Annotated in this window: 22 protein-coding genes; 20 read left to right on the top strand and 2 right to left on the bottom strand. The window is 35.9% G+C overall.

The window, feature by feature from the left end; genetic code table 11:
* Nucleotides 1-151 precede the first annotated feature (151 nt).
* From BK582_RS06810 to BK582_RS06870, 15 genes are all read left to right on the top strand, one after another.
* The gene (locus BK582_RS06810; RefSeq protein ID WP_078593636.1) at nt 152-898 is read left to right on the top strand and encodes a YveK family protein; all 747 of its coding nucleotides are present in this window, start codon (nt 152-154) and stop codon (nt 896-898) included.
* Complete coding sequence (locus tag BK582_RS06815; RefSeq protein WP_338066846.1) at nt 879-1,592, top strand: CpsD/CapB family tyrosine-protein kinase; 714 nt, start codon at nt 879-881, stop codon at nt 1,590-1,592. The genes BK582_RS06810 and BK582_RS06815 overlap by 20 nt, the downstream gene beginning before the upstream one ends.
* 95 nt (nt 1,593-1,687) lie before the next feature.
* Nucleotides 1,688-2,455 (top strand): tyrosine-protein phosphatase, encoded by a 768-nt coding sequence (locus BK582_RS06820; RefSeq protein ID WP_078593638.1) that lies wholly within the window; start codon nt 1,688-1,690, stop codon nt 2,453-2,455.
* 652 nt (nt 2,456-3,107) lie between these two features.
* A complete protein-coding gene (locus tag BK582_RS06825; RefSeq protein WP_078593640.1) occupies nt 3,108-4,931 on the top strand; it encodes a nucleoside-diphosphate sugar epimerase/dehydratase in 1,824 nt (607 codons plus the stop codon).
* 159 nt (nt 4,932-5,090) lie between these two features.
* A complete protein-coding gene (locus tag BK582_RS06830; protein ID WP_078593642.1) occupies nt 5,091-6,302 on the top strand; it encodes a DegT/DnrJ/EryC1/StrS family aminotransferase in 1,212 nt (403 codons plus the stop codon).
* Between the two features lie 113 nt (nt 6,303-6,415).
* Entirely contained in the window at nt 6,416-7,363 is a 948-nt protein-coding gene (locus tag BK582_RS06835; RefSeq protein ID WP_169910876.1) for a GNAT family N-acetyltransferase, read from the top strand.
* A gap of 42 nt (nt 7,364-7,405) precedes the next feature.
* Nucleotides 7,406-8,593: an ATP-grasp domain-containing protein gene (locus tag BK582_RS06840; RefSeq protein WP_078593646.1), complete on the top strand. Its 1,188-nt coding sequence runs from the start codon at nt 7,406-7,408 to the stop codon at nt 8,591-8,593.
* Between the two features lie 29 nt (nt 8,594-8,622).
* On the top strand, nt 8,623-9,255 hold the full coding sequence (locus BK582_RS06845; protein ID WP_078593648.1) for a sugar transferase: 633 nt from the start codon (nt 8,623-8,625) through the stop codon (nt 9,253-9,255).
* A 110-nt stretch (nt 9,256-9,365) separates the two neighbouring features.
* Nucleotides 9,366-10,343 carry a sugar-transfer associated ATP-grasp domain-containing protein gene (locus tag BK582_RS06850; protein WP_078593650.1) on the top strand — a complete coding sequence of 326 codons (978 nt, stop codon included), beginning with the start codon at nt 9,366-9,368 and terminating at the stop codon, nt 10,341-10,343.
* Between the two features lie 136 nt (nt 10,344-10,479).
* Complete coding sequence (locus tag BK582_RS06855; RefSeq protein WP_078593652.1) at nt 10,480-11,475, top strand: stealth family protein; 996 nt, start codon at nt 10,480-10,482, stop codon at nt 11,473-11,475.
* A gap of 373 nt (nt 11,476-11,848) precedes the next feature.
* On the top strand, nt 11,849-13,336 hold the full coding sequence (locus tag BK582_RS06860; RefSeq protein WP_078593654.1) for an O-antigen polysaccharide polymerase Wzy family protein: 1,488 nt from the start codon (nt 11,849-11,851) through the stop codon (nt 13,334-13,336).
* Between the two features lie 101 nt (nt 13,337-13,437).
* Nucleotides 13,438-14,961 carry an oligosaccharide flippase family protein gene (locus BK582_RS06865; protein ID WP_078593656.1) on the top strand — a complete coding sequence of 508 codons (1,524 nt, stop codon included), beginning with the start codon at nt 13,438-13,440 and terminating at the stop codon, nt 14,959-14,961.
* A gap of 207 nt (nt 14,962-15,168) precedes the next feature.
* Nucleotides 15,169-15,312 (top strand): hypothetical protein, encoded by a 144-nt coding sequence (locus tag BK582_RS26845; protein WP_169910880.1) that lies wholly within the window; start codon nt 15,169-15,171, stop codon nt 15,310-15,312.
* Nucleotides 15,313-15,319: 7 nt separating this feature from the next.
* The gene (locus BK582_RS28055; RefSeq protein WP_276328200.1) at nt 15,320-15,445 is read left to right on the top strand and encodes a hypothetical protein; all 126 of its coding nucleotides are present in this window, start codon (nt 15,320-15,322) and stop codon (nt 15,443-15,445) included.
* A gap of 106 nt (nt 15,446-15,551) precedes the next feature.
* Nucleotides 15,552-16,133 (top strand): hypothetical protein, encoded by a 582-nt coding sequence (locus BK582_RS06870; RefSeq protein ID WP_078593658.1) that lies wholly within the window; start codon nt 15,552-15,554, stop codon nt 16,131-16,133.
* Between the two features lie 270 nt (nt 16,134-16,403).
* On the opposite strand, the gene BK582_RS06875 is transcribed toward BK582_RS06870, so the two are convergent.
* Together BK582_RS06875 and BK582_RS06880 are read right to left on the bottom strand one after the other, a co-directional pair.
* Complete coding sequence (locus tag BK582_RS06875) at nt 16,404-16,664, bottom strand: helix-turn-helix domain-containing protein (protein WP_169910881.1); 261 nt, start codon at nt 16,662-16,664, stop codon at nt 16,404-16,406.
* Between the two features lie 96 nt (nt 16,665-16,760).
* Nucleotides 16,761-17,285, bottom strand: coding sequence for a competence protein ComK (locus tag BK582_RS06880; RefSeq protein ID WP_078593662.1), 525 nt, complete (start codon nt 17,283-17,285; stop codon nt 16,761-16,763).
* A gap of 613 nt (nt 17,286-17,898) precedes the next feature.
* Here BK582_RS06880 and BK582_RS06885 point away from each other — a divergent pair.
* The 5 genes from BK582_RS06885 to BK582_RS06905 all read left to right on the top strand — a co-directional run bounded on the left by BK582_RS06885 (nt 17,899) and on the right by BK582_RS06905 (nt 23,639).
* The gene (locus BK582_RS06885) at nt 17,899-18,609 is read left to right on the top strand and encodes a hypothetical protein (RefSeq protein ID WP_078593664.1); all 711 of its coding nucleotides are present in this window, start codon (nt 17,899-17,901) and stop codon (nt 18,607-18,609) included.
* A 167-nt stretch (nt 18,610-18,776) separates the two neighbouring features.
* Nucleotides 18,777-19,448, top strand: a complete 672-nt coding sequence (locus tag BK582_RS06890) for a hypothetical protein (protein WP_078593666.1) — start codon at nt 18,777-18,779, stop codon at nt 19,446-19,448.
* Nucleotides 19,449-19,486: 38 nt separating this feature from the next.
* Nucleotides 19,487-20,608 (top strand): hypothetical protein, encoded by a 1,122-nt coding sequence (locus BK582_RS06895; RefSeq protein ID WP_078593668.1) that lies wholly within the window; start codon nt 19,487-19,489, stop codon nt 20,606-20,608.
* Nucleotides 20,609-20,978: 370 nt separating this feature from the next.
* The gene (locus tag BK582_RS06900; RefSeq protein WP_078593670.1) at nt 20,979-22,328 is read left to right on the top strand and encodes an IS1182 family transposase; all 1,350 of its coding nucleotides are present in this window, start codon (nt 20,979-20,981) and stop codon (nt 22,326-22,328) included.
* A 432-nt stretch (nt 22,329-22,760) separates the two neighbouring features.
* Nucleotides 22,761-23,639 carry a lysozyme inhibitor LprI family protein gene (locus BK582_RS06905; protein WP_218190708.1) on the top strand — a complete coding sequence of 293 codons (879 nt, stop codon included), beginning with the start codon at nt 22,761-22,763 and terminating at the stop codon, nt 23,637-23,639.
* The last annotated feature ends 444 nt before the right edge of the window (nt 23,640-24,083 follow it).

Genomic DNA, 24,083 nt, shown 5'->3' on the forward strand with positions numbered 1-24,083 from the left:
ATTTTTAGTATAGTCGTAAATAACGATACTGACAATCCTCTTTTTTGCAGAAAATATTCCAATTTTCCTCAAGCTTATTTACAAGTTTAGTAAAATCGGATAGCATATGAGTATTGAATACGGAACGACATGGTGTCGACAGGAGGAAAAAATGGAAGAAACTATAAGTTTAAAAGAGATATTTGACACGCTTAAAAAGAGAGTTGCTTTAATTATATCTATTACACTAGCTGCTGTAGCAATTAGTGCTATTGTATCCTATTTCTTACTAACCCCAACATACCAGTCCTCAACGCAGCTTTTAGTTAACCAATCAGTGGAAGAAGGTCAAACTTACACTCAAGGAGATGTCCGCACAAATCTAGAACTAATCAATACGTACAACGTAATTATAACTTCCCCGCGTATTTTAGAACCAGTAGTAGACGAACTTCAGCTTACCCGGTCCGTTGGTGACCTGAGGGACCAGATAAATGTAGGGAGCCAGGGAGATTCTCAGGTAGTATCAATTAGTGTAGAAGACACAGACCCGGCAATGGCTGTAAACATTGCGAACACGATAGCTATGGTATTCCAGAGAGATATTGTAGATATTATGAATGTAGACAACGTGTCTATCCTATCCGCTGCTGAGTTAGGAGAAAACCCTTCACCAGTAAGCCCGAACCCAACACTTAATATGGCAATCGCTTTTGTAGTGGGCTTAATGGCTGCTGTTGGCTTGGCATTCCTGTTAGAGTTTCTTGATAACACGGTAAAAACAGAAGATGATATTGAAAAGAAGCTGGGCATTCCTGTATTAGGAATGATAGCTACAATGGATACATCAAACACGGAAGTGAAAAATGTTTCCCATAACAGAAGAAACAAGAATGGAAGTGAGAAGTTTGGCGCGTAAAAAGAAAGACAACACACAAATTTCTGATAAACAGAGAAGTCTTATCGCTTATTATGACCCGAAATCACCGGTGTCTGAACAATACAGAACGATCCGAACGAACATAGAATTTGCTTCCGTTGATAACAAAGTAAAAACATTAATGGTAACTTCGAGCACACCTGGTGAAGGGAAGTCAACGACGACTGCTAACCTTGCAACTGTGCTGGGGCAGCAAGGCAAGAGCGTGCTGGTAATCGATACAGACATGAGAAAGCCTACTGTTCATTTTACATTCCAGCTTCCGAATACTTCAGGGCTGACAAATGTAATTACGCGGCAGCAGAAGTTTGATGATGCCGTTTATGAAACTTCTATTCCGAATGTAGATGTACTAACGTCAGGGCCAATACCGCCAAATCCAAGCGAGTTAATTGGTTCACGTGCCATGCAACATCTAATAGGTGAACTAAAAGAAGCGTATGATTATATTATTTTTGATGCTCCTCCAGTAAAAGCTGTTGCTGATCCGTTGATCCTTTCCAAATATGCCGACGGTGTGGTACTTGTAGTAAGAAGCGGTAAAACGGAAGAAGAAGCGGCGAAAGATGCTGTGGATGCTTTGAAAAAAGCAGAAGCGAATATATTAGGCGCTGTATTAAATGATGTGAAGATAAAGGATACAAGTTACTACTATTACTATAGTGAAAAATAATGAAAATTCAGAAAAAACAACAAGGGCTATAGCGAAAGTTGCAGATTGTGCTATAATTATGCCTAGTTATGTAACAAAGGAAAGGGGCCTGAACTATGATTGACTTACACTGCCATATACTACCGAATCTGGATGACGGCTCCCAGTCTTTTGAAGACACACTTCTGATGGCTGAAAAAGCTGTGGAGGAAGGAATTACTTCTATCATAGCTACTCCTCATCATAACAATGGGAGCTATGAGAATGAGAAACAAGTTATTAATCAAAAGACAGAAGAAGTTAATAAATTTTTGAGCGACAGAAAGATAGATTTAAAGGTTTATCCGGGACAGGAAGTTAGAATATACGGAGAAGTTATCGAGGATTATGAACAAGATATTATTCATACATTAGCAGGCAGTAAGTACATATTTATTGAGCTGCCATCAGGCTATGTACCGAGATATACGAAAGATCTTCTTTACAAGCTTCAACTGGAAGGACTAATGCCTGTCATTGTCCATCCGGAAAGAAACCAGGAGTTAATCAGCAAGCCGGAAAAGTTGTATGAATTTGTTAAAAACGGCACGCTTACTCAGCTTACTGCAGGTAGTGTGGCAGGGAAATTCGGCAAAAAGATTAAAGGCTTTTCAGACGAACTAATCGAAGCTAACTTAGCACATTTTATAGCATCTGATGCTCATAATACGACAAACCGTAGCTTTCACATGACCGCAGCTTATGACTATGTACAACAAGAGTTTGGGGAAGACTTGGTTTATTTTTTTAAGGAAAATGCACAACTGGTCCTTGAAAATAAACATGTGATGCTGGAACAACCGATGCCGGTTAAAAGACGCAAAAAGATATTCGGCCTCTTTTAACTTTTTATGACAATGTTTTCAAAAAAGTTCTTAATATTAAGGGATACGCTATGGTTTTTGTTTCTGGCTGTTATCCCTTTTTTATTAAAAAAACAAACAAAGTATTATTATGCCATTAAAGATAAGGTATATCGGTAATGCCTCCTCACCGTTAAAAATGGAGGTACTCGGCCGTGCTGTGGGAATTTCGTAGAATTTCCTTAGGCGCAGCAGTTGCCAATGGTGCGGTGTGAGGTCAGGTTAAATGCCTGTTTTTAAAACAACGGAAGTGTAGGTTTAGTCCTATTACTTTAATTGTTTTCTTTTAAAATTATTATAACATGAAGTATGAAAACCACAATAGTTTAGGTTCTTGCGGTTAATTAATTTATCGTTTTTTAACAAACTTTTGTGAGATATCGCTATATTTATTGCAATTATGCAATAAAACAACCAACATAACCTTTTTTATATATGATATTTTTCAAGACTTTTAATATATACCCTCGCCCCCTAGGTATCTAAACCTTAATAAAAAAGCATCATGACTTATTCATTAGTTTTTTAGGAAGGCGTTCAGCGATATTTCGCATAGTTTTTATGCGGCGGATCGCTGAGCGCTTTTTCTTTCTGAAAGAAAAATACTAATATTTCCTTGGAAGGAGGAGCGATTTTGAGTTATCGCTTACGTTTGTCTTTATTAATTCTCGTCGACTCTATTATCGTCCTATTTTCTGTTTTCTTAAGCTATTGGCTACTTTTAACAACCTCTTCAGTTATGGTGCCACTAGCAATAGTGGTGAGTTCTGCATCGTTATTTGCATTTCATCACCTCTTTGCCCACTTTTTTAAATTGTATAAACGAGTTTGGGCTTATGCGAGCATTCAGGAATTAATTGCTATATTTAAAGGGGTGAGCTTATCTGTTGCGGCAACTGGTCTCATTCAGCTGATCGCTTTTCAGGGGATTTATACTCGTACGTTATTAATCACATGGATGCTGCATATTCTCCTTATTGGTGCTTCGCGTTTTTCGTGGAGGCTTATCCGTGATACTAAGTTCGCTGTCAATAAAGATAATACACGGGCACTGATTATTGGAGCTGGTTCTGGAGGGACGATGGTTGCCAGACAGCTTTTAAACAGTGAGAATTCTGAGCTTCATCCAGTAGCGTTTATTGATGATGACTTCTCGAAACAAAATCTTGAAATTATGGGCTGCCCTGTTGTGGGAAAAACAAAGGATATTGAAAAAGCCGTGGAAGAACACGACATCGAACATATTATTATTGCGATTCCTTCCATGAAAAAATCAGAAATCAATCATATTTTCCAGCAATGCCTTAACACAAAAGTGAAAACTCAGATCATGCCTTCTGTAGAAGACATCATGGCAGGGAAGATTTCAGTAAGCCAGATGCGTGATGTGCAGGTGGAAGATCTGCTCGGCAGAGATCCTGTAGAGCTTGACACTGGAGCGATTTCGAACAAGCTCACTGGAAAAACAGTATTGGTTACTGGTGCTGGCGGATCGATTGGTTCGGAAGTTTGCCGCCAGGTTTGTGGCTTTAACCCAGGAAAACTTATTCTCCTCGGCCATGGAGAGAACAGCATTTATACGATTGAAATGGAATTAAGAAATACGTTTAGTGAGATTGAAATCGAGCCAGAAATTGCAGATGTCCAGGATGCTGAGCGTATGAATGAAGTGTTGCAAAAATACAGGCCGGACGTAGTTTACCATGCAGCTGCCCATAAGCATGTACCGTTAATGGAAAGAAATCCTCACGAAGCGGTTAAAAATAATGTGATCGGCACAAAAAATACTGCCGAAGCGGCAGATGCGGCAGGGGTAAAAACATTTGTAATGATCTCCACAGATAAAGCAGTAAATCCAACGAGCGTAATGGGAGCAACGAAACGGATCGCAGAAATGGTCATCCAGCATATGGACATGGTTAGCAGCACGAAATTTGTTGCAGTACGGTTTGGTAATGTACTAGGAAGCCGTGGAAGTGTAATTCCTTTGTTCAAAAAGCAGATTGCAGCCGGTGGCCCAGTTACAGTAACACATCCCGAAATGGTACGTTACTTTATGACAATTCCTGAAGCATCACGACTTGTCATCCAGGCGGGTGCTATTGCGAAAGGCGGAGAAGTATTTGTCTTGGATATGGGGGAACCAGTAAAGATAGTAGATCTGGCTAAAAACCTTATTAGGTTATCTGGATTCAGTGAAGAAGAGATTGGTATCAAATACTCTGGAATGAGACCGGGAGAGAAACTGTTTGAAGAACTTCTCGGTGAGAATGAAGTTCATAGTGAGCAAATTTATCCTATGATTTACAGAGGGAAAACTCCTACCGTGAATATATCAGTAATATATGATTTGATAAAGGAATTTGAAAAAAGCCCTAACACTGAGCTACGGGAGTGTCTGTTAAATATTGCACATTTTAAACTTCGTGAGTTAAAGTATTTGGAGTTAGCGAAATAGGTAATAGCTCTTAAATAAGTTATTTTGATAAATAAATAAACGATCTTCAATTTGTACCGATTAGGAACTAGTTCAAGTGTTTAGGTAGTTAACTTAATGGCTTAGTAACTAAACTAAAACTTACTTAATAACAGTAACTCTAAAGTGAGGTAAAAATATATGATTAATTCAACAGCAAGAAGGAATATTCTCTTTTCTCCACCAGATATTTCCGATGTGGAAATCGAAGAAGTGATAAAGACATTAAAGTCAGGCTGGGTAACAACTGGACCCAGAACAAAAGAATTTGAGAAAAGAATTGCTGAATACATTGGTACAAAAAAAGCTGTTTGCTTAAATTCTGCAACTTCTGCTATGGAGTTAACACTTCGTATTTTAGGTATTGGACCGGGAGATGAAGTTATAACTTCCGCCTATACCTACACAGCCACCGCATCAGTCATAAATCATGTGGGGGCTAAAATAGTGCTGGTAGATACTGCCCCAGATTCATTTGAAATGGACTATTCAAAATTAGCTGATGTAATTACTGATAAGACAAAAGCTATAATACCTATAGATATTGCGGGGAAAATGTGTGATTATGAGGCGATATTTAGAATAGTAGAAAGTAAAAAAGATATATTTAAAGCAAATAATGATCTTCAAAAGTTATTCAATAGAGTAATAGTAATGACAGATGCAGCCCATGCCTTTGGAGCTAAAAGAAATGGCTTAAATTGTGGACAAGTAGCAGATTTTACTTGTTTTTCATTCCATGCAGTAAAGAATTTGACCACTGCTGAGGGTGGAGCTGTTGTTTGGTCAAGTATACCAGGATTAGATGAGGAGTGGCTTTATAAGCAGTATATGCTCTATAGTTTGCATGGTCAGTCAAAAGATGCTCTATCTAAAACGCAAAAAGGTTCATGGGAGTATGATATTCTATATCCCGCCTATAAATGTAATATGACAGATGTTATGGCGGGTATAGGTTTAATACAATTAAAAAGATACGAACAATTAATAAATAGACGTAGAGAGATTATCGAGATGTATGATAAAGCATTATCTCCAATAGGCATTAAAACTTTAAAGCATTATGATGATAATTATTTATCATCCGGACATCTTTATTTAGCAAGAATACCAGGAATAAATGAAGACGAAAGAAATGGGATAATAAGTAAATTAGCCGAAAAGGGCGTTTCGAGTAATGTGCATTATAAGCCACTCCCAATGTTTACGGCTTATAAAAAATTAGGTTTTGATATAAGAGAGTTTCCTAATGCTTATAAGCAATATGCTAATGAAATTACACTTCCACTGCACACTTTGTTGAGTGACGAGGATGTGGAGTATGTTATTAGGAGTTTTATATCAGTAGTATGAGCGGTTAATCAGCTGAAGTTGGCAGGGATAAATATTCTCATTGATATGAAAGGTGCTATATTCCAGAACTTATAGTGAGTTCATATGATATGAGAATTGAAGGGGGATATTTAATGGAATACAAAATATTAACAGTTTCTGAATTGGCGGCTCTGACTGATCAATTTTGTCATTTATATAGAAAATGTTTTACAAGTCCCATTAGCAAAGATATTGTTAGATGGCGTTATCTCGAGAATCCATTAAATGAACTTCTTGTTTGTGTGGCAGTTGATAATGGCCGAGTAATTGCTAATACTGCTGCATCCCCTTGCGAGTTTTTTAATAACGGAATAATAGAGAAAACCGCAATCTCTTTAAACTTAATGATTGATCCAGACTACAGAGGGAAAGGAATATTCACTGATATAACATCTAAACTTTATAAATATATGGAAGAGAAAGGATACAAATCTGTCCTGGGCTTTCCTAATTATCTCTCTAACCCTACATTCGTAACTAAGTTAGGTAGACAAACAATTTATGAGATACCGACTTTAGAATTAAATTTAACAGACGTAAGATTAAAAAAAACAAATACTGCTCACATATTAGAAGACGATCAATTTACTTTAAATTACTCTGAATATAGTCATGAAAGCCGTTCATTATATTTATATAAAACACGTGAATATCTGAGATGGCGATATTATAAAAATCCAATAAATAATTATAAAAACTTTATTATAAAAAACGAATTAGGCCACGTAAGGTCTTTTATAGTCTGCAAAGAATATCATGATAAACTTAATATTGTTGATTATTGTTTCAATGAAAGTTCAGACATCGAACCATTAATAAATAGTGCAATAAAATATGCGCTAGATATTAAAAAAAGCTATGTAACAGTTTGGTCACAAATAGGAACAGACGAGCATTTGTTAATGCAGTGGTTAGGTTTTAGAAACAATTATCCAATAACATATTTTAGTGGGAAAATATTAGGAATAACTGAGAACCTTAATGAATTTTATGATTATAGAAATTGGTTTATTAATATGGGTGATGACAACGTGTACTAAATATAAAAAAAAGAAAATGTTTATAAAGGTAGGGGGTTCAGTTTGAAAAAAATACTAATCATTGGTGCTGGTTTCCTTCAATCTTTTGTTATTAAAAAGGCAAAAGAGTTGGGGTATTACACTATTGCAATAGATAAAAATCAATATTCGCTAGGCTTTCAATACGCTGATGAATATGGAATTGTTGACATTGTTGATCAAAAAGCTTGTTTAGAATATGCTATCTCTAAGGGTATTGATGGGGTAATAACCGCTGCTACAGATTATGGAGTACTTTCGACAGCTTATATTGCAAGAAAAATGAGGTTGCCAGGTCTTAATTATGAAGTAGCAAAAGTTATAAAAGATAAATATAAAATTCGCAATATGTTGTTTGAAAATAAGGTAGACGATGTATCGCAATATTACGAGGTTTATAATAAAGACTTTGTTGATAATTTAAAAGATAATATAAAATTCCCAGTCATGGTCAAACCTAGTGATGGCTCAGGTAGTAAGGCCGCTAAGAGGGTAGATTCATTTGTAGAGATGAAAGATGCTTGTAATGAAGCGATAAGAACATCTTTGGTGGGGAAGGCATTAATAGAAGATTTCATTGAAGGAGAAGAGTTTGGGGTTGAATCCTTTGTGTACAAGGGAGAAGTCCACATACTTGGAGTTTTAGGGAAAAAAATGACAAGTCCACCAGATTACGCTGAATTAGGACATTATATGCCTAGTCGATTAGATAGCGAAATGAAGATTAAAGAAGTTGTAAGAAATGCTATTAGATCACTGAATATCAACTTTGGTGCAGTAAATATGGATGTATTAGTTACTGAAGATAACCGTGTGTGTATTGTGGATGTGGGAGCGAGAATGGGTGGGAATTTAATAGGATCCCATATTATTCCTAAAAGTACAGGGATTGATTATATGAGAATTCTTATTCGAGCTGCTGTAGGAGACGAAGTTGATTTGAAAGCTCACAACAACGGCGGGTGTATTGTTACTCGGTTATTGGCGTTAAAACCAGGTAAAATAAAAAGTTTACCAGATTTTGAAAAAATAAAAGAAGAATACAAAGTTGACATATATCACGATCTTAAAGTTGGGAGAGAAATCAGAGAATACCATAATAACATAGATGGTTGTGGATACGTTGTTTCTATGCTAGATGATATTAAAGATGCAGCAAGCCGAGCTGAGAAGGCGAAAAGATCAATTGATTTAGGGATCATTAGAGAATAAATGAATTCTAACTTGTAAGGAGTGAAGTTATGTATAAAACGGTCTTTAAACGCATCCTTGACATTACAGTGGGTATTGTTGGACTACCAATATTTATATTGTTTGTTATTGTTTTCGGGTTCATTATTAAGCTTGAAGATAGCGGGCCTATATTTTATAAAGCGGAGCGCATAGGCAAAGATAGAAAAATATATTCGATGTATAAGTTTAGGTCGATGAAAGTAAATGCCCCGAAATTATTAAATCCAGATGGTAGTACTTATAACGCTACCGATGACCCAAGAGTAACAAAAATAGGGAGATTTATGAGAGAAACTAGTATAGATGAGACCCCCCAGCTCTTAAATGTGCTTAAAGGTGAGATGAGTATAGTAGGCCCGCGTGCTAGTTTAGCAACTGCGCTTGACACCTTTAAAAGTGACGAACTTGATAAAATGAAGGTCAGACCGGGGATTACTGGCTACACACAGGCGTACTTTAGAAACGGCTTATCTAATAGGGAAAAAAGAATTAAAGATGCTTGGTATGCAAATAACGTGTCCCTGTGGTTAGATATGAAAATTTTTATGAAAACTATTTCAACTGTTTTAAGAAAGGAAGGGTTATATACAAATACGTCAGGAAATGAAACGTCAGAAGTTAAGAAAGATATCAATGTTTAGAATTTAGAAGAAAAAGTACCTGTATGCACATATATATGTAACTACTCATATTTACACATGAAAAATTAAGAGTGATATAATTATTTGTTAATGGTGGGGGATATAAATAGATGAAATACATTTTCAATAAAATTAAGAAAGTAAACCAACATATAGAAAGATACATTGATACAAAAAATAATTTCCTTTTGAAGATTACAATTTATTTTGATATTTTATATTCGATTTTAAGATACGGGATGAATTTAGATGAATATTTTCAATATAAATTTTTCGGAAAAAGACACTATGAGAAGAAAAGCTTTTTTGTATATAGAAAGCGTATGTTAATAGTTAATAAATACAATAGCTTTGAAGACATGAAAATATTTGATGAGAAACCCTTATTTAATCAAGAATTCAAAGAATTTGTAAATAGAAGATGGATGAATATTAAAAATAATACTTTTGATGAATTTGTCAATTTTACAGAAAGCTTTAGAGAATTTATTGTTAAACCATCTAACGGGTATTATGGGTTAGGTGTTAGAAAAGAGTCTATAAATAACGAGGTCAATTTACGAGATTTATATAAAAAATTAGTGGAAGAAGAGGCTCTAATAGAAGAAGTGGTTAGTCAGTTAGATGATATAGCAGAATTTAATCCTTCTTCAGTAAATACACTTCGTGTAGTTACAATGAATCAAGGGCAAGGAAGAGTAGAAGTAACAACAGCTAATTTAAGAGTCGGAAATGGTGTTGACAAGTGTGCGGACAATTTTCATCATGGTGGTATTGCCTCATTAATTGATATAGAAACTGGTATAGTTAAAACTACTGGAATTGATAAATATTTAAACACTTATGTTAAACATCCTATTAGTGGGAAACAAATTGTTGGTTACGCTATACCATATTGGAATAAGGTTAAGGAAACTGTAAAAGAAGCCGCTTTAATTAAGCCAACAGTAGGGTATGTTGGGTGGGATGTTGCAATAGGAAAAGATGGTAAGATTATCATTATAGAAGGGAACCCTAAGGCAGACCCGGATGTCTCTCAATTACCAGACGGGAAAGGGAAGTGGCATCTATACAAAAAGTTTGTTTAACTATCATTTATGGAACTTCTCACCTGCCCCCTAGTTAACTATCAGAAAAAGGGTGAATAATCTCTTATGTATTTACCGAAAAATTAATTAATACTTAAATAATTTTAATGAGCAAGTATAAAGGAAGAGGGACAAGATGAATAACAAAATTGACTTTGTAATCACCTGGGTTGATGGAAATGACCCTGAATGGCAAAAAGAGAGAGCCCAATTTTCTAATTTTAGTGGTGATAACCGGAGTGTACGTTTTCGGGACTGGGATAATTTACAATACCTTTTTCGAGGCATTGAAAAATTTACCCCGTGGGTAAATAAAGTTTACTTTGTAACTTGGGGACATACACCTTCATGGCTTAATGAAAATAATCCAAAATTGAAAATTGTAAAACACACAGAATTTATACCTCAAAGGTACTTACCGACTTTTAATTCACATACAATTGAGCTGAATTTACATCGAATTCAGGGACTGTCAGATAGGTTTGTATATTTTAATGATGATACGTTTATAACCGGTCATATGAAGGAAACTGATTTTTTTAAAAAGGGTTTACCTTGTGATTCTGGAGTATTAAGCCCGGTAATTGGGAATTTTAGAGGTTCTATCTCATCAATTATCATAAATAATATGGAAATAATTAATTCTAACTTTACAAAAAATGAGGTATTGAAAAATAATTTAGGTAAGTGGTTCAACCCTTTATATAAAAAGGATAACATTAATACATTTTTGCTGCTACCTTGGAAAAAATTTGTAGGATTTAAAAATCCACACTTGCCAGTTTCTTATTTAAAGGAAACCTTTAACCATCTTTGGGAACAAGAGCATGAATTACTTGATGATACATGTGAGTTTAAGTTTAGAAATAAACAGAACATTAATCATTGGTTAATGAGGTATTGGCAACTAGTAAATGGAACGTTCACTCCGAGAGATACAAATATTGGATACTGTTATAGTCTTACCAATAAAAATGAAAAAGTATTTAATGCAATAAAAAACCAAAAGTATAAGTTAACATGTGTGAACGATAATGACAGTGATCCCATTTCAAACTTTAATTTGGAAAAAGATTTATTAAAGAAGGCATTCCACAATATTCTCCCGGAAAAGTCTTCTTTTGAAATGTAACTTTTTTCGAATGAAGGGTAGACTTGGCATCTAGGGTTTTGACTAACGATAATAGCTTTTGTAAAATTTTTCATACAAGAAGCAAGTAATAGAGGCTTTAGATTACGTCAATTTTTAAAACACAAACTCTAATGACTCTACTTTGATTTGTTCTAGTAAATAAGATAACAGTTTAGAAGTGGTCTATATGCCAATTTACTCCATTAGCACCGTTAATTAGATACAGTTAGTTAGTAAAATTTCACATGATTTTTTGAAGGGATAGGGAACTATGAGCTTTAAAATCGTACTAATACGATTTAGCGTGTATATTGACGCTAAAGGAATTATATGAACATACTCTATCTCCAATAAAAGAATACATGTATAAAAAATGGGTGGTCTTTTGGATATAAAACTATCTTTAATAAGTCTATACAGACATATAATCATTCTCATATCTATGGTTGTGATGGCTATCAGTATAGTAGCTGATTCACCGATGTGGGCGTTTTATTCAGTAATGTTAATTTGGTTAAATAATATTATCTTTGCTTTCCAAAAAAGTCATGGCCGAACTGCTTTGCTGGTGTTTCAACTTGCTTTTTTTAATTTTTTATTGGGTGGAACGTTTATAAATTTTATAGATACTGGAACCCCGTTATATAATTTTGATAATAGCATTTTATTACATTCTTATTTAGCACTTTATATTAGTCAATTATTTTTATATATTAGCTATAATTTTTTTGAAAGAAGGACACTTACAAAAAAAATTGCTAATCCTGAGGGTGAACGTAAAAGCAATATAATTAGTTATATCCGTTTTGCAAGTTTAATAATTATGGGAATAACTTTTATACCATATTTATTGGAGATCTACGATAAAATTCATTATGTATCTAATAACTCGTATGCTGATATCTACTTAAGGAGTTCTTCAAGTCTTCCTTATCCTATACAGAAAGCTGCTCAATGTTTTGCACCTTCATTTTTTGTGTACCTTGGCACAATGCCTTCAAAAAGAAAAGCTATGCTACCAATTTCAATGTATATTTTCGCGGGTGCTTTATCAGTACTGGTAGGAGCTAGGGCAGACTTTGCAAGGTCAATTATGGTTGTTTTCTTCTACTTCTTAGCCAGAGACAGGTGGGCTAATAAGCGCGGGGAACGTTGGTTTGGAAAAAAAGAAAAATTAGCTTTGATAGCCTTAGTCCCTATTTTACTATTGTTTTTGTATAATGTTGGTAATGAGAGATGGGATAACTCAGAAGAATCAAGCTCAGGGTTAAATAGTATTAATAGCTTTTTCGTGGAACAAGGCGTAAGTGTTTCAGTAATTCATTATGCTAAACAATATGAAGACGTTATTCCAAATAATATGTATGTCCTTGGTCCTGTTATAAACTTGTTTATAGAAAACCCAGTAATAAAGGATGCTTTCGGTACTGAAACATACCGTAATCAAACTATTGAGGGAGCTTTATATGGTAATAGATTTGGTGATACAATCTCTTACATTGTTATGCCAGGACGTTATCAGTTAGGCTACGGAATGGGGTCATCTTATATAGCTGAGGTATACCAATCGTCTGGTTATCTAGGTTTAGTATTAATTAATATTTTATATGGTGTTGTATTTCTTTTAATTGATCGTTTTTTTGGAAGAAATACTTGGGTAACTGCTATTTCACTTTTAATGTTGTATCGCTTAATTTATGCACCTAGAGCTGCAACTTTAGATTTTTTATCTAATACATTTAATATCACCTATATTGCTATATTTCTTGGTATCTTTATAATTGCGAAAATGCTATCTGAGAGTACTAACAAAGATCATAGGTTAATGATAGATACTAGTCAAAACCAAAAAACATTATAAATGAGATAGAGTATATTTCGAAGTGTATTCCTCTTGTAAATACGACTATAGATTCAAAACAATAAGTGGTTATATTATAAACAAAAATGAGGTAATTTAACTTGAAAATTAATCAAAGAAAAGCTGGTGCATTGCTTTCATATATATTTACTGTAACTAATGCAGCAGTAGGTTTTATTTATATTCCACTATTAATTTACTTTTTAGGTCAAGAAGAATACGGTTTATATCAATTATTAGGTTCATTCTTAATATATTTAGGTTTATTTGATTTTGGGCTCGGCAAGACAGTAACAAGGTACTACTCAAAATATATTGCATTGAAGGATGACATAAGGAAAGAAAATCTATTAGCTTTATCTACTATTATTTTTTCGGGATTAACGATTATTTTAATAATAGTAGGTAGTATCTTTTATTTTTTCTTGGAGGAATTGTTTAAAAACTCCTTAACGTCTAATGAGATAATAATAGCACAACAAATGTATATTGTTATACTTGTAACAGCTACAATAACTATACTAACCACAATTTTTAAAGCAATTGTAACAGCAAATGAGAAGTTTGTTTTTTTAAAAGGTTTATTAATTGTACAAGTTATCATGCGTCCCATAATCGTTTTAGCGGTATTCTCTATTCAAGCTAGTGCCTTTAATTTAGTAATAGTCCAGGCTGCAATAAATATATTAGGTATAGTCGCGATGGTATATTACTCATTTAAGAAACTTAATGTTAGAATAAAATTTCACTATTGGGACATCTCTCTATTAAAAGATCTACAACGTTTTTCATTTTTTATTTTTATTACAGCGGTTATGGATCAAATTTTTTGGAGATCTGATCAAATTATATTAGGCATTATTGTTGGAACAGCTTCAGTTGCTGTGTACTCCATCGGTTCCCAAATTGTTATGTACTATATGACGTTATCTACTGCAATGTCAGGAGTTTTTCTTCCAAGCATTACTAAGAGAGTTGCTCAAAATGCCTCCAACAAAGAATTAACAGATATTTTTATAAAAATAGGGCGGTTACAATACATCTTATTGGGAGCTGTTTTAATTGGGTTTATATTGTTTGGCAAAGAATTTATTTCTTTATGGGTTGGTGATGATTTTACGCAGGCATACTATATTACTTTAATTATCATGCTCCCATTTACAATTGATTTAATTCAAAATATTGGTTTAGCTATCCTCCAAGCAAAAAACATGTATGGCTTTAGAGCTTCTATATTTCTAGGAATGGCGTTATTAAATGTAGCAGTTTCAATTCCTCTTGCAAAATACTACGGAGGTATAGGAACTGCTGCGGCTACTGGTATATCGTTTTTAATCGGAAATGGATTAATAATGAATATATACTATTACAAAAAAGTGGGTTTAAACATTTTCAGATTTTGGAAGGAAATATTTAAATTAAGCATTTATATAGTATTTCCTTTTTTAATTGGTTATTTTATTATAAATCAAATTTCCTTGGAATCTCACATACTCACATTGATAATTAAACTCTCTATCTTTGTTTTAGTATACGGTTCTATCCTGTGGGTATGTGGTATGAATAAGTACGAGAAGGACTTATTCATAAGGCCAATCAGGAAGATCATAAATCGAATTGCCTAATAGTAGCTCCTTAATTTCTCTTCTTCTTCTTCTAGGATAGTATTAGGGAGTGACAATTTTATGTAGTATTTCTAAGTGTGGAATAATAAACAATGGTGGAACTGTATTAATTGCTGTTGAAGGTTTATCTTTTTAGAGTATATATACTATCGGAGTGGGCATTTATTAAAAAGTGCCTGCTCTTATTTAATTTAAGGGGGGAAAGATGTGCGTGTAGAGGACTTGGAAAAGATTATGACTGAGATTAAGGAGCGGAGTGAGCAAGACCCTAATGTTGATGCAAGTACTATTCTTCAATTAATAAAAGAGCGGCTGGAGAGTGGGCTTAAAACAACAAAGAATAACAGGTGAGGAAATAATGAAGAACTTGAACGACTGCCCAAAGACAATCAAGAAAACAGCAAGATACATACTCCAGGATGCCGATTTAGAAAAGCTGGAGCAGATCGAGGATATCCTATTGTATAAATCAAAGAAAAGCTAAATTAATCAAACAAAGTGAGGAAAATGGATAGCATTCCTTTACTATAATTAAAAGTTTTATATGCCCTTTAATACTCGAGACACTTAATCTAGCAAAGGAGATTTACATGCGCGGCAGTATTTATTTAGTGAAGATAAACAATCAAAGGACCGTACCAGCGCTCTGTTTAAAAGTTAACGGGGAAAGCTTAATCTTTGCCCAGCTGCGTACTGCGAAAAAGGAGGATCAACCTCAACAGGCTGGCTATATGAAACGAAAATACAGAAAAAAGAGAGTCCTCCAGGAGCAAAAGGAAAATAACGATCCTAAAAACATAGACGGAGTTTTCATCGGTAAGCCGGAAGGCTTGAAAACCCAATCTGTAGTCATGGTGAAAAAGCTATTCAAAGTAAATAAAGAAGCTGGCAGGAAACTTATTTCTGAAGTATCCGAAGACACCGTTATAAAATGCCTGAAAACCTTAAAAGAAGTAAAGGAAATCGACCATCTGCAACAGGAACTAAAACAGCTTCAGCAAAAAGTCCAATTCGCTCAGCTCCACAACGAACGATACGACCACCACGAAAAACGAATCGACCAAATACGCAAAAAACTCAACTACCCAGCCATACCACCCAAATCCAGCAAAGCCTACCTAAACTACAGAGAAGTACCAACAGACAAACACATAACCATTTATAGAGGGTGAGTGGCGGTGCCTGTGACACCCCGAACATCTTGTTTCACAAAGACGTTCCAAGGCAGGCAGGGTCCACTTTTAATCAAAGCCCTTTGATAAAAGCCACAAGATTGATCAATATGGCTGGTTCAGCAATTAGAAGCAAACCTTGCTGAGGTATCTGTCATATAAGCTAAAGGCCCGGTCTTCATTATCCATAAAAAAGGGCTGCATTCCTGCGAAGGAAAATGCAGCCCTTTTTCAATTCTCTCTTGATTACTGTATTCCGCAGCTTCCTTACTAGTCCTTTTCCTCCTCAAACAGAGGCAGGAGCCCTGTTTCTATTTCTTTGCTTAACTCAGATGGGACGGTACCGAGTGCCATTGCCACCTGAAGCAACACTTCGTAGGAAGGATTCCGTTTACCGCCTTCGATACTTGCTAAATAGGAAGGATCAATCCCGGCTGTGTTTGCTATATACAGCCGGGATTTGCCCAGCTTCTGTCTTCTCTCCCTGACAACGTTGCCTACAACTTTTTTATAATCGTATGTTTCTTTCAATCTATCGACCCCCTTTTTTCTCAAAAAAATAACTCGAAGAAAATCTCCCGCGATATACAGACCGGATTAGCAGAAAACAATATGTTTGTCCCAATATTATTGGGTGCCTGATGGAGGAACAAAAGAGTTATATACGCTGTCATTCCCGTTCCATTTACTTGCGAAGCAGGTCATGCAGTATGAAGTACGGTATAATTGCTTTTGTACGAGCTGGCTGCGAAGTTTGAGATTGATCTTATGGCCATTTTTAAAAGTCAGGATTGATGCACCACTGCTCGCTTTGCTGTCAGAAACGATGGTATCTACATGGGACAGCATAATCCATGAACAGTCCGGATGTGCTGGCGAGCAGGTTGGAAAAGCGAAAATGTTCTCATCTATATCAACAGGGATCGGCAGCTTTCTCTTCATGCCCGTTTTATGCTTTACAGCTGATCTTCTTCCATTATAGTCCGAACCGCCGTTAAGGCATGCAGCTTTAATAAGTTCTAAAGGCGGTCGTTTTACAAAGTACTCTCTGCCGCTTTCTAAAGCTATCGTACAATACTCAAAATGAAACGCGGGAATCAGAGCCATCGTCTTCCTGTTTATCACATACTCCTGTACTACCTCTTCTTTCATTCACTTCAACTCCTCATGGTTTAATTAATAAAAATATATTATTGCTGCAGCAAGGAAGTATAATAGTAGGAAAATTAAGCATCTGAATGGCCTTTTATAGGAAAAAGATTCACTTGTTTAATTGTAAAAATTCATATAATTCTATCAATTAATATCATATTATCTATTATCTGACATTATTCGAACTAGGTAAATAGACTATAGACCAAAGTAGGATAATAATTTGCCAGGTTATGTTACTGCCCTGCTAGTTTGTGCCCTTTTCTGCTAAAGGTACTGAGGTTTGCTTTGGGCTAACCTGCTGAGGAGGGTTGTGAGAATACATAACTTACTTTTGAAGCGGATGGGGTATGGAAGCGTTGCCTGCTTTACAAAATGTAACCCCATTTGCACCTCCTGCTGAAAGGTCTGACTGTGTTTTCCAGAGAGCTCTCCTTCCAATTATACTTCTGCTTTCCTAATACGGTTGAAAGCAATATATAGTTAATAAGACAAAAGCCCTCTGTTTAAGACAACATTTATTTAATTGACCTCAATATGAACTAGTTCAACATGAAATATATGGTATAATGCATTCCAAAAGGACTAATTATAAGAGAGGGGAAAGGAACTAATGATTGATACAAGACAGTCTTTGTTACATAGTCTCGAAGATTTAAAGGAGCAGGCAGGAACGCTGGATAAAAATAATAAGAAGATTGCCCGGCTAGAGGAAAAGATGTTTAAGAGAACTAAAGGTAATTTACGGATGCTCTTTATGCTTATCACGTTAGGCCCTCTTTTTATCTTGTATTTTATTGAATCACGACGGGTGCCTGTTTTGGATGAACTGCTTTTTGTTATATTGCCTAATATAATTCCAGGTTTTAGTTTGTTTTTCAGGGTATTTGTTATTGGGTTAGTTATTTTATTCTTCTATAGCATGTTAACTGTGGGGAAAGAAAGTTCCTATTTAAGGCAGCTCGGGTTTTTGGAGCGAGTAGTGGTAAAAATACAATCTGGTTTTCATGAAAAAATAGTGAGGTTAAAGGGTGAGAATAATAATATCTTAAATGCCTGCAATCTCGGGAATCTTCCACCAAAATACAGAAACTCGAGAGCAATTGATAAGATATACGGATATTTAATAAATCTGCGCGCGGATAATTTAACAGAAGCAATCAATTTATACGAATTCGATGATCAGCAAATGCGGCAAGCGATGGCGGAGTCACTTGCTTTATCTGATATGAAGAGGTCGATGAAAGAAACGGAAAGAGCCGCGCAATCAGCAGAAAGAATGGCTGTAGAAGCGAAAAATTCATTAGGGAGAAGACGAGTGTAACTGGAAGCAGTGGGAAGAGCAGGGACGGTTCGGTGTGCACCTATAAGATTAGAGCGGTCCGAAGGGTTTAATCAGTCCCTTATGCTATAGGGTGTAGGGAATTGTAAATAGAATAAACCAGTCTGTAAGCAGATAGCTGGTATGGTTTTTGGAAAGGAGTGCTGAACTTGAAGCCGATTGAACAAAAAAGAAGGATGCTGCATGCCGGGCAGGATCCTGTTTTAGACTATGTTGTCCGGTTTCCGGATGGAGAAATAGGAGAGGCAGCAACACCGTTTTATTTATGTGACCTGATTTTTCACAGAGACTTTACTGATTGTGAAGATCCGGTTACATGGTTCATTCTTGTAAGCGGGCATCTGAAGAGTCTGGCATTATCTGGTGCTATGGAGGAAGAGAGAGTCATAGTTTACGATGCTAAGGGGAGATTTTTTGATAATTCTATCTCTAAGCAGGCAGATATTGAAAAGGAAGAACTTAGCTTTGTAAACCGGGATAATCCTGTTGTTTTAGATGGGTATGATCCCTGGACTGCCATTGGGAGTTTAATTAGAGAGGGTTATATTGAAGTATGGGAAAAGTATCCTACATTTTCTGAAGTAAATAAAACGCACGGCTGCAGCAACTGTATCTTTAATGAATTAAAAGAAGGAGTACCCTTTTGCAAGGCATGGGACTATACATATGCTCAGATGGATTGGGAAAAGCCTTGTTTCTGGCTGACGAACGGCAATAAAATGAATGGTTATCACTATGTAACCCCGAATGAAATAATGCGGGATATGTCCCACCGTACAGCCTTTAAACCAGTCACTGAGAGGACGGAGCATCGTTTTTAGCAGAAGCAATGGAAAGACAATATAAGGAGTAATGGAAAATGGCAGATAAAATACTATATTATCCAACAATAGATATACCCAAGGGAACATGGCTGCAAAGTTCATTACTTTATTGGGATGAAATACAAACGATTGCTCCTTCTGAAGCCTACAACGACCCAAAAAAATATGGAAAAAAAGTAATCCGGGATTTAGTGGATCACGGTTTAGTTGTTCCGAATATGCCTACTGAAAAGATATTCTGCCCTGAATTTGAAAAAGGTTTTCTCGATTATGTTAATTCAAATTTTACGAAATTTGAGCAGGAGAGCATAATTAAAAACCTTGAAAAAATAGAGTCTGTAAAGGATGTCAGAGGGAAATTTAAACCATTTACTTTGTTAGAAAGTAAATTGGGTAACGTAGGGGAAGAGTTGATTGATCGAGGGCTTGTTAAGAAGCTGGAAAACGGGTGGTGCATAACGATTGAAGGCATTGCCAAGCCGTATATGGCTTATTTAGCGAGTTTTATTTCATTTACTGGTGATGCTGCTCCTTGCGCTAATTCTGTTGATAGTATAGATCATTTTTCGAGTAAGAAAGTAAATTTAAATGAAGGCCTCGTCAAACAGGAGAAAGAGATAGATTCGTTGACATTCAGCCAACTGAATAAGTTTAGGACAAAAATTGTTGATGATCTCCTGGTATATCCAGATGGTAATATTCCCGCTTGGAAACTGAGAATGTTTAAAGACCAAAATGGTGAGTTGCTGAAGAATTTCAGAACAGAGGTAGAGAAGTTTTTATATGAAATTGAAAGCGATCCGAGTAAAGCCCAGGATAAACGTGTGAGTGACTTTATCAAAGATGCAACTGAGGAAAAACATCGAATCGCATCAAGAATGAGGAGCTTTAATCTCGGTTTCGAGGGTTTTAAAACAACAAACTTTGTTACATTACTAAAACCTTCTTTAGATATTCTGGAGAGTTGTGTTTCTAAGAATTATGACCAAACAGCCTCCGGTATAGGAGAAATACTTATTGCGGCATATAAAGTGACAAAGGAAATTGGAGAAATTAAGAAAGAAGAAATGTCCAAGCCAATGGCATATACTGTTGCCTTTAATAAAAAGTTCAAAACATACGAATTTCCAGCCCGTAAAGTATACGGTTTTGTATAAGGAGGAGGATGAGGGTGGTTTCGTGCCCGATTATATTAAAACAAACTAATATAACGAATTAGGCTCACTTCCAAGTGAGCCGCAGGCTGTTGAGAAAGTCTTCTCAACAGCCTGTTTTTTTGATTAATTATCCAATTATTCAGATAAAAATAGTATAATAAAGATAGGGTTCTTAAAATTTGTACAATCTCATTCGCTGCAGACGGACGCTTTCCGCGGGCAATGCTTCAGCTACCTCCGGAGCTGAAGAGCGCTCCGGAGGGGATCTTCAGCTATTGCTTTTCCCGCAGGAGTCGCCGTCTTTCTCTTATTCGATTGCAAGATATACATAAAGTTTTGATTCAAAATTTCCTTATCCGAGGTGAAAAGAATGTTACGTCCAATAAGGGAAAAACAAGTTGAACTTGAAATGGTTTCTATTGATCAGCTCGTGCCGGAAGACCATATTGTTCGAAAAATAGACGAAAAGATCGATTTTAACTTCATTTATGACAGAGTGAAGCCTTTTTACTGTGAAGATAATGGCAGGCCGCCAATTGATCCGGTAATGCTTTTTAAGATGATGCTTGTTGGTTACTTCTTTGGGATCCGGTCAGAGCGGCAGCTGGAAAAAGAGATTCAAACCAATGTAGCTTATCGATGGTTTCTTGGATTAAATTTAACAGATAAAGTTCCCCACCATTCCACGATTAGCTTTAATCGCCATAAACGTTTTAACGATACTACCGTCTTTCAGGATATTTTTGATGACATTGTCCTGCTTGCGGCTGAAAACGGGATGGTAGGAGGAAGAGTTCTTTTTACAGATTCCACTCATTTAAAGGCAAATGCTAATAAGCATAAGTTCGTTAAGGAAAAAGTACAGGTAGAAACGCAGGAATATATAGAAGAGCTTGATAAAGCCGTTGAGGAGGATCGCAAAGCCCATGGAAAAAAGCCCTTAAGAAAAAAAGAGAAGGAGGTGGAAGAAAAGGAAGTCAAGGTTAGTACAACCGATAAAGATAGCGGATATATGTACCGGGAAGGGAAACCAGAAGGCTTCTTTTATCTGGATCATCGCACGACAGATATGAAATATAACATTATTACAGATGTCTATGTCACTCCCGGAAACGTCCATGATTCCCGTCCTTATTTGTCTCGTTTGGACCGCCAGCGAGAGCGTTTTGGTTTTGAAGTAGAAGCTGTTGGACTGGATGCAGGTTACTTAACCGTCCCTATTTGCCATGGGCTGGAGAAGCGAAACATTATGGGCGTCATCGCCCATCGGCGCTTTACTCCCAAGAAAGGCTTATTTCCAAAATGGAAGTTTACCTATGATAAAAAGACAGACAGCTATACTTGTCCCAACGGAAGCACGTTGACCTACTCTACAACGAACCGGGAAGGTTACAGGCAGTACCATTCAGATCCGAGTAAATGCAGGGTTTGTCCTTTCCTTTCCAAATGCACGTCTTCCAGAAATCATAAAAAGGTGATGACGAGGCATGTATGGGAAGAAAGTAAAGAGAAGGTCAGGGAAAACCGGCTGTCTCCCGAAGGGAAACTACTTTATAAAAAGAGAAAAGAAACGATTGAGCGAAGCTTTGCAGATGCGAAACAACTCCACGGGCTTCGCTACTGCCGGTTGAGGAGTGTGAAGGGCGCCAGTGAACAAGCACTGATGACAGCCATCGCACAGAACATAAAGAAGATCGCAAACCACCTTACGAGGGGGTAAGATGGTTTGCGATCTCCTTTAACCCACTAAGAACTTGTCTTTATTAAATCATTTTTATAGAAAGAGAAACCCTCTGCTTTAAAAAAGCAGGGGTTTCTCGACAATCTGAGGCTCACTTCCAAGTGAGCCGTTTTTTATTACTAAGTTATAGATTCGTATTCTATTAAATTATACTCTTTAAAGTTATATGTTATAATTGTAAAAGTATGGAATTATTTCGCTTAATTAGGGATGGTAATAAAGAACTACTTTCGACAAAAATCTAAACAAGCTTTTTGCGAGGATTCTTTTAAGGAGGGGTGTTTACAAGATAAGGAGATTAAGTTATAGGGTTTAATCTTCGAAAATGCATCAAGTACATATTAAACAAAAGTGAAATTAGGAGATGAAGAAATGTTTTCCGGAAAAAAATGGTTGATCGTGTTGACGATAATGACGGCTGTACTTTTAACAGCTTGCAGCAGTTCAAACGCAAGTAAGCTAATAGGAAGCTGGAAAGTAGTTGTAGGCGAAAATGTAAACTCGTACGTGGAAATAGGGGAAGAAAGAGTAATAATCAGATCAGACTTAAATGATAGTCCAATGTCTGCTGCATACATACTAACAGAAACTCAAAATGACCGCATTATGATGGAAGTTATCAATCCAGAAAACGGCTCACATGAATTTATGTTTGAAGGTTACTTTGAAAATAAAGACAAAATAACAGTTGTACAAACCCCAGATGGCGCTGCTGAAGAAACCAGTGAATTAATTAGAGTGGATAATATAGCAGAAGAAATAGAACAAAAAAGAGTAAAAGAAATTGAGGAAGAAGAATTAGCAAAAGAGGAAAAGAATAGACTGCAAATAGAAAAGGAAAAAGAACTAGCGGAAGAAAAAGAGCGGAAAAGATTAAAAGAAAAAGAGGAAAAGGAACTGGCAATAGAAAAAGAGGGCTCACAACAACAAAATGTGAATGATAACAGTGTTAAGAAGGAATATTTGCAGATGGCCGATGACCTTGAGGATGGGATAATGAGAGAAGCTAAAGAATTGTTTGCACATGATATGCAAGCTGGTTTTTATGGTGAATTCTATAGTGAATGGGATAGTTTATTAAATGAAGTTTGGGGCGTATTAAATGATACTATGCCACAAAACGAAATGGAAAAATTAAAATCCGAACAAATAGACTGGATTGAAATGAAAGAGCATAATTTTGCTGAAATACCGGATGAACCAGCATCAGAAAGAGCCAGAGGAATCGACTACCTGGCATTTGAAACTAAAGAGAGAACTTATTATCTAATAGAAAATTACATGAATTAACATTGATAAGAGCCAAATTAAGATAAATTCTTAATTTGGTTTTTATTGTGCATGCGAAGCACGGGGAGGGTTTCTTGGGTTCCTTAGAAAGTGGCAAGAGATTTCTGGAAGATATGTAATCTTTGTTGATGGATTATATTGTAAAATAAGTTCAGGAAGAAAATTCTGGTAAGGACCGATGTGTGATGAAAATTAAATAATATTTTGGTGTGGTAATGTGTGCTTTGCTTCTTGCTGCTTCCTGTCCTCAGCAGGAGATGGATAGGGGGATGATATAAATATAAACAGTAATTCACAGGCACAACTTCTTTACCATGTTGCAGAACGATTAGGTGTTGATATAAATTACTTTTTTACAATTAGCGAGACCCCTAAATTGGAGACCTTTAGAAGAAGGTCATTTTAATGAACTTATGAGTAAGAAGGGCATTTACTAAGAAATGT

Source organism: Evansella clarkii, assembly GCF_002019695.1.
In the GTDB taxonomy this organism is placed as follows: Bacteria; Bacillota; Bacilli; order Bacillales; family Salisediminibacteriaceae; genus Evansella; species Evansella clarkii.

Coding starts and splice junctions, on each gene's coding strand:
- BK582_RS28055 (WP_276328200.1), top strand. CDS start 15,320: ATGAAGAACTTGAACGACTGCCCAAAGACAATCAAGAAAACAGCAAGA.
- BK582_RS06850 (WP_078593650.1), top strand. CDS start 9,366: ATGAAATACATTTTCAATAAAATTAAGAAAGTAAACCAACATATAGAA.
- BK582_RS06900 (WP_078593670.1), top strand. CDS start 20,979: ATGTTACGTCCAATAAGGGAAAAACAAGTTGAACTTGAAATGGTTTCT.
- BK582_RS06905 (WP_218190708.1), top strand. CDS start 22,761: ATGACGGCTGTACTTTTAACAGCTTGCAGCAGTTCAAACGCAAGTAAG.
- BK582_RS06860 (WP_078593654.1), top strand. CDS start 11,849: ATGGGTGGTCTTTTGGATATAAAACTATCTTTAATAAGTCTATACAGA.
- BK582_RS06870 (WP_078593658.1), top strand. CDS start 15,552: ATGCGCGGCAGTATTTATTTAGTGAAGATAAACAATCAAAGGACCGTA.
- BK582_RS06820 (WP_078593638.1), top strand. CDS start 1,688: ATGATTGACTTACACTGCCATATACTACCGAATCTGGATGACGGCTCC.
- BK582_RS06830 (WP_078593642.1), top strand. CDS start 5,091: ATGATTAATTCAACAGCAAGAAGGAATATTCTCTTTTCTCCACCAGAT.
- BK582_RS06845 (WP_078593648.1), top strand. CDS start 8,623: ATGTATAAAACGGTCTTTAAACGCATCCTTGACATTACAGTGGGTATT.
- BK582_RS06835 (WP_169910876.1), top strand. CDS start 6,416: ATGGAATACAAAATATTAACAGTTTCTGAATTGGCGGCTCTGACTGAT.
- BK582_RS06885 (WP_078593664.1), top strand. CDS start 17,899: ATGATTGATACAAGACAGTCTTTGTTACATAGTCTCGAAGATTTAAAG.
- BK582_RS06880 (WP_078593662.1), bottom strand. CDS start 17,285: ATGAAAGAAGAGGTAGTACAGGAGTATGTGATAAACAGGAAGACGATG.
- BK582_RS06810 (WP_078593636.1), top strand. CDS start 152: ATGGAAGAAACTATAAGTTTAAAAGAGATATTTGACACGCTTAAAAAG.
- BK582_RS06895 (WP_078593668.1), top strand. CDS start 19,487: ATGGCAGATAAAATACTATATTATCCAACAATAGATATACCCAAGGGA.
- BK582_RS06855 (WP_078593652.1), top strand. CDS start 10,480: ATGAATAACAAAATTGACTTTGTAATCACCTGGGTTGATGGAAATGAC.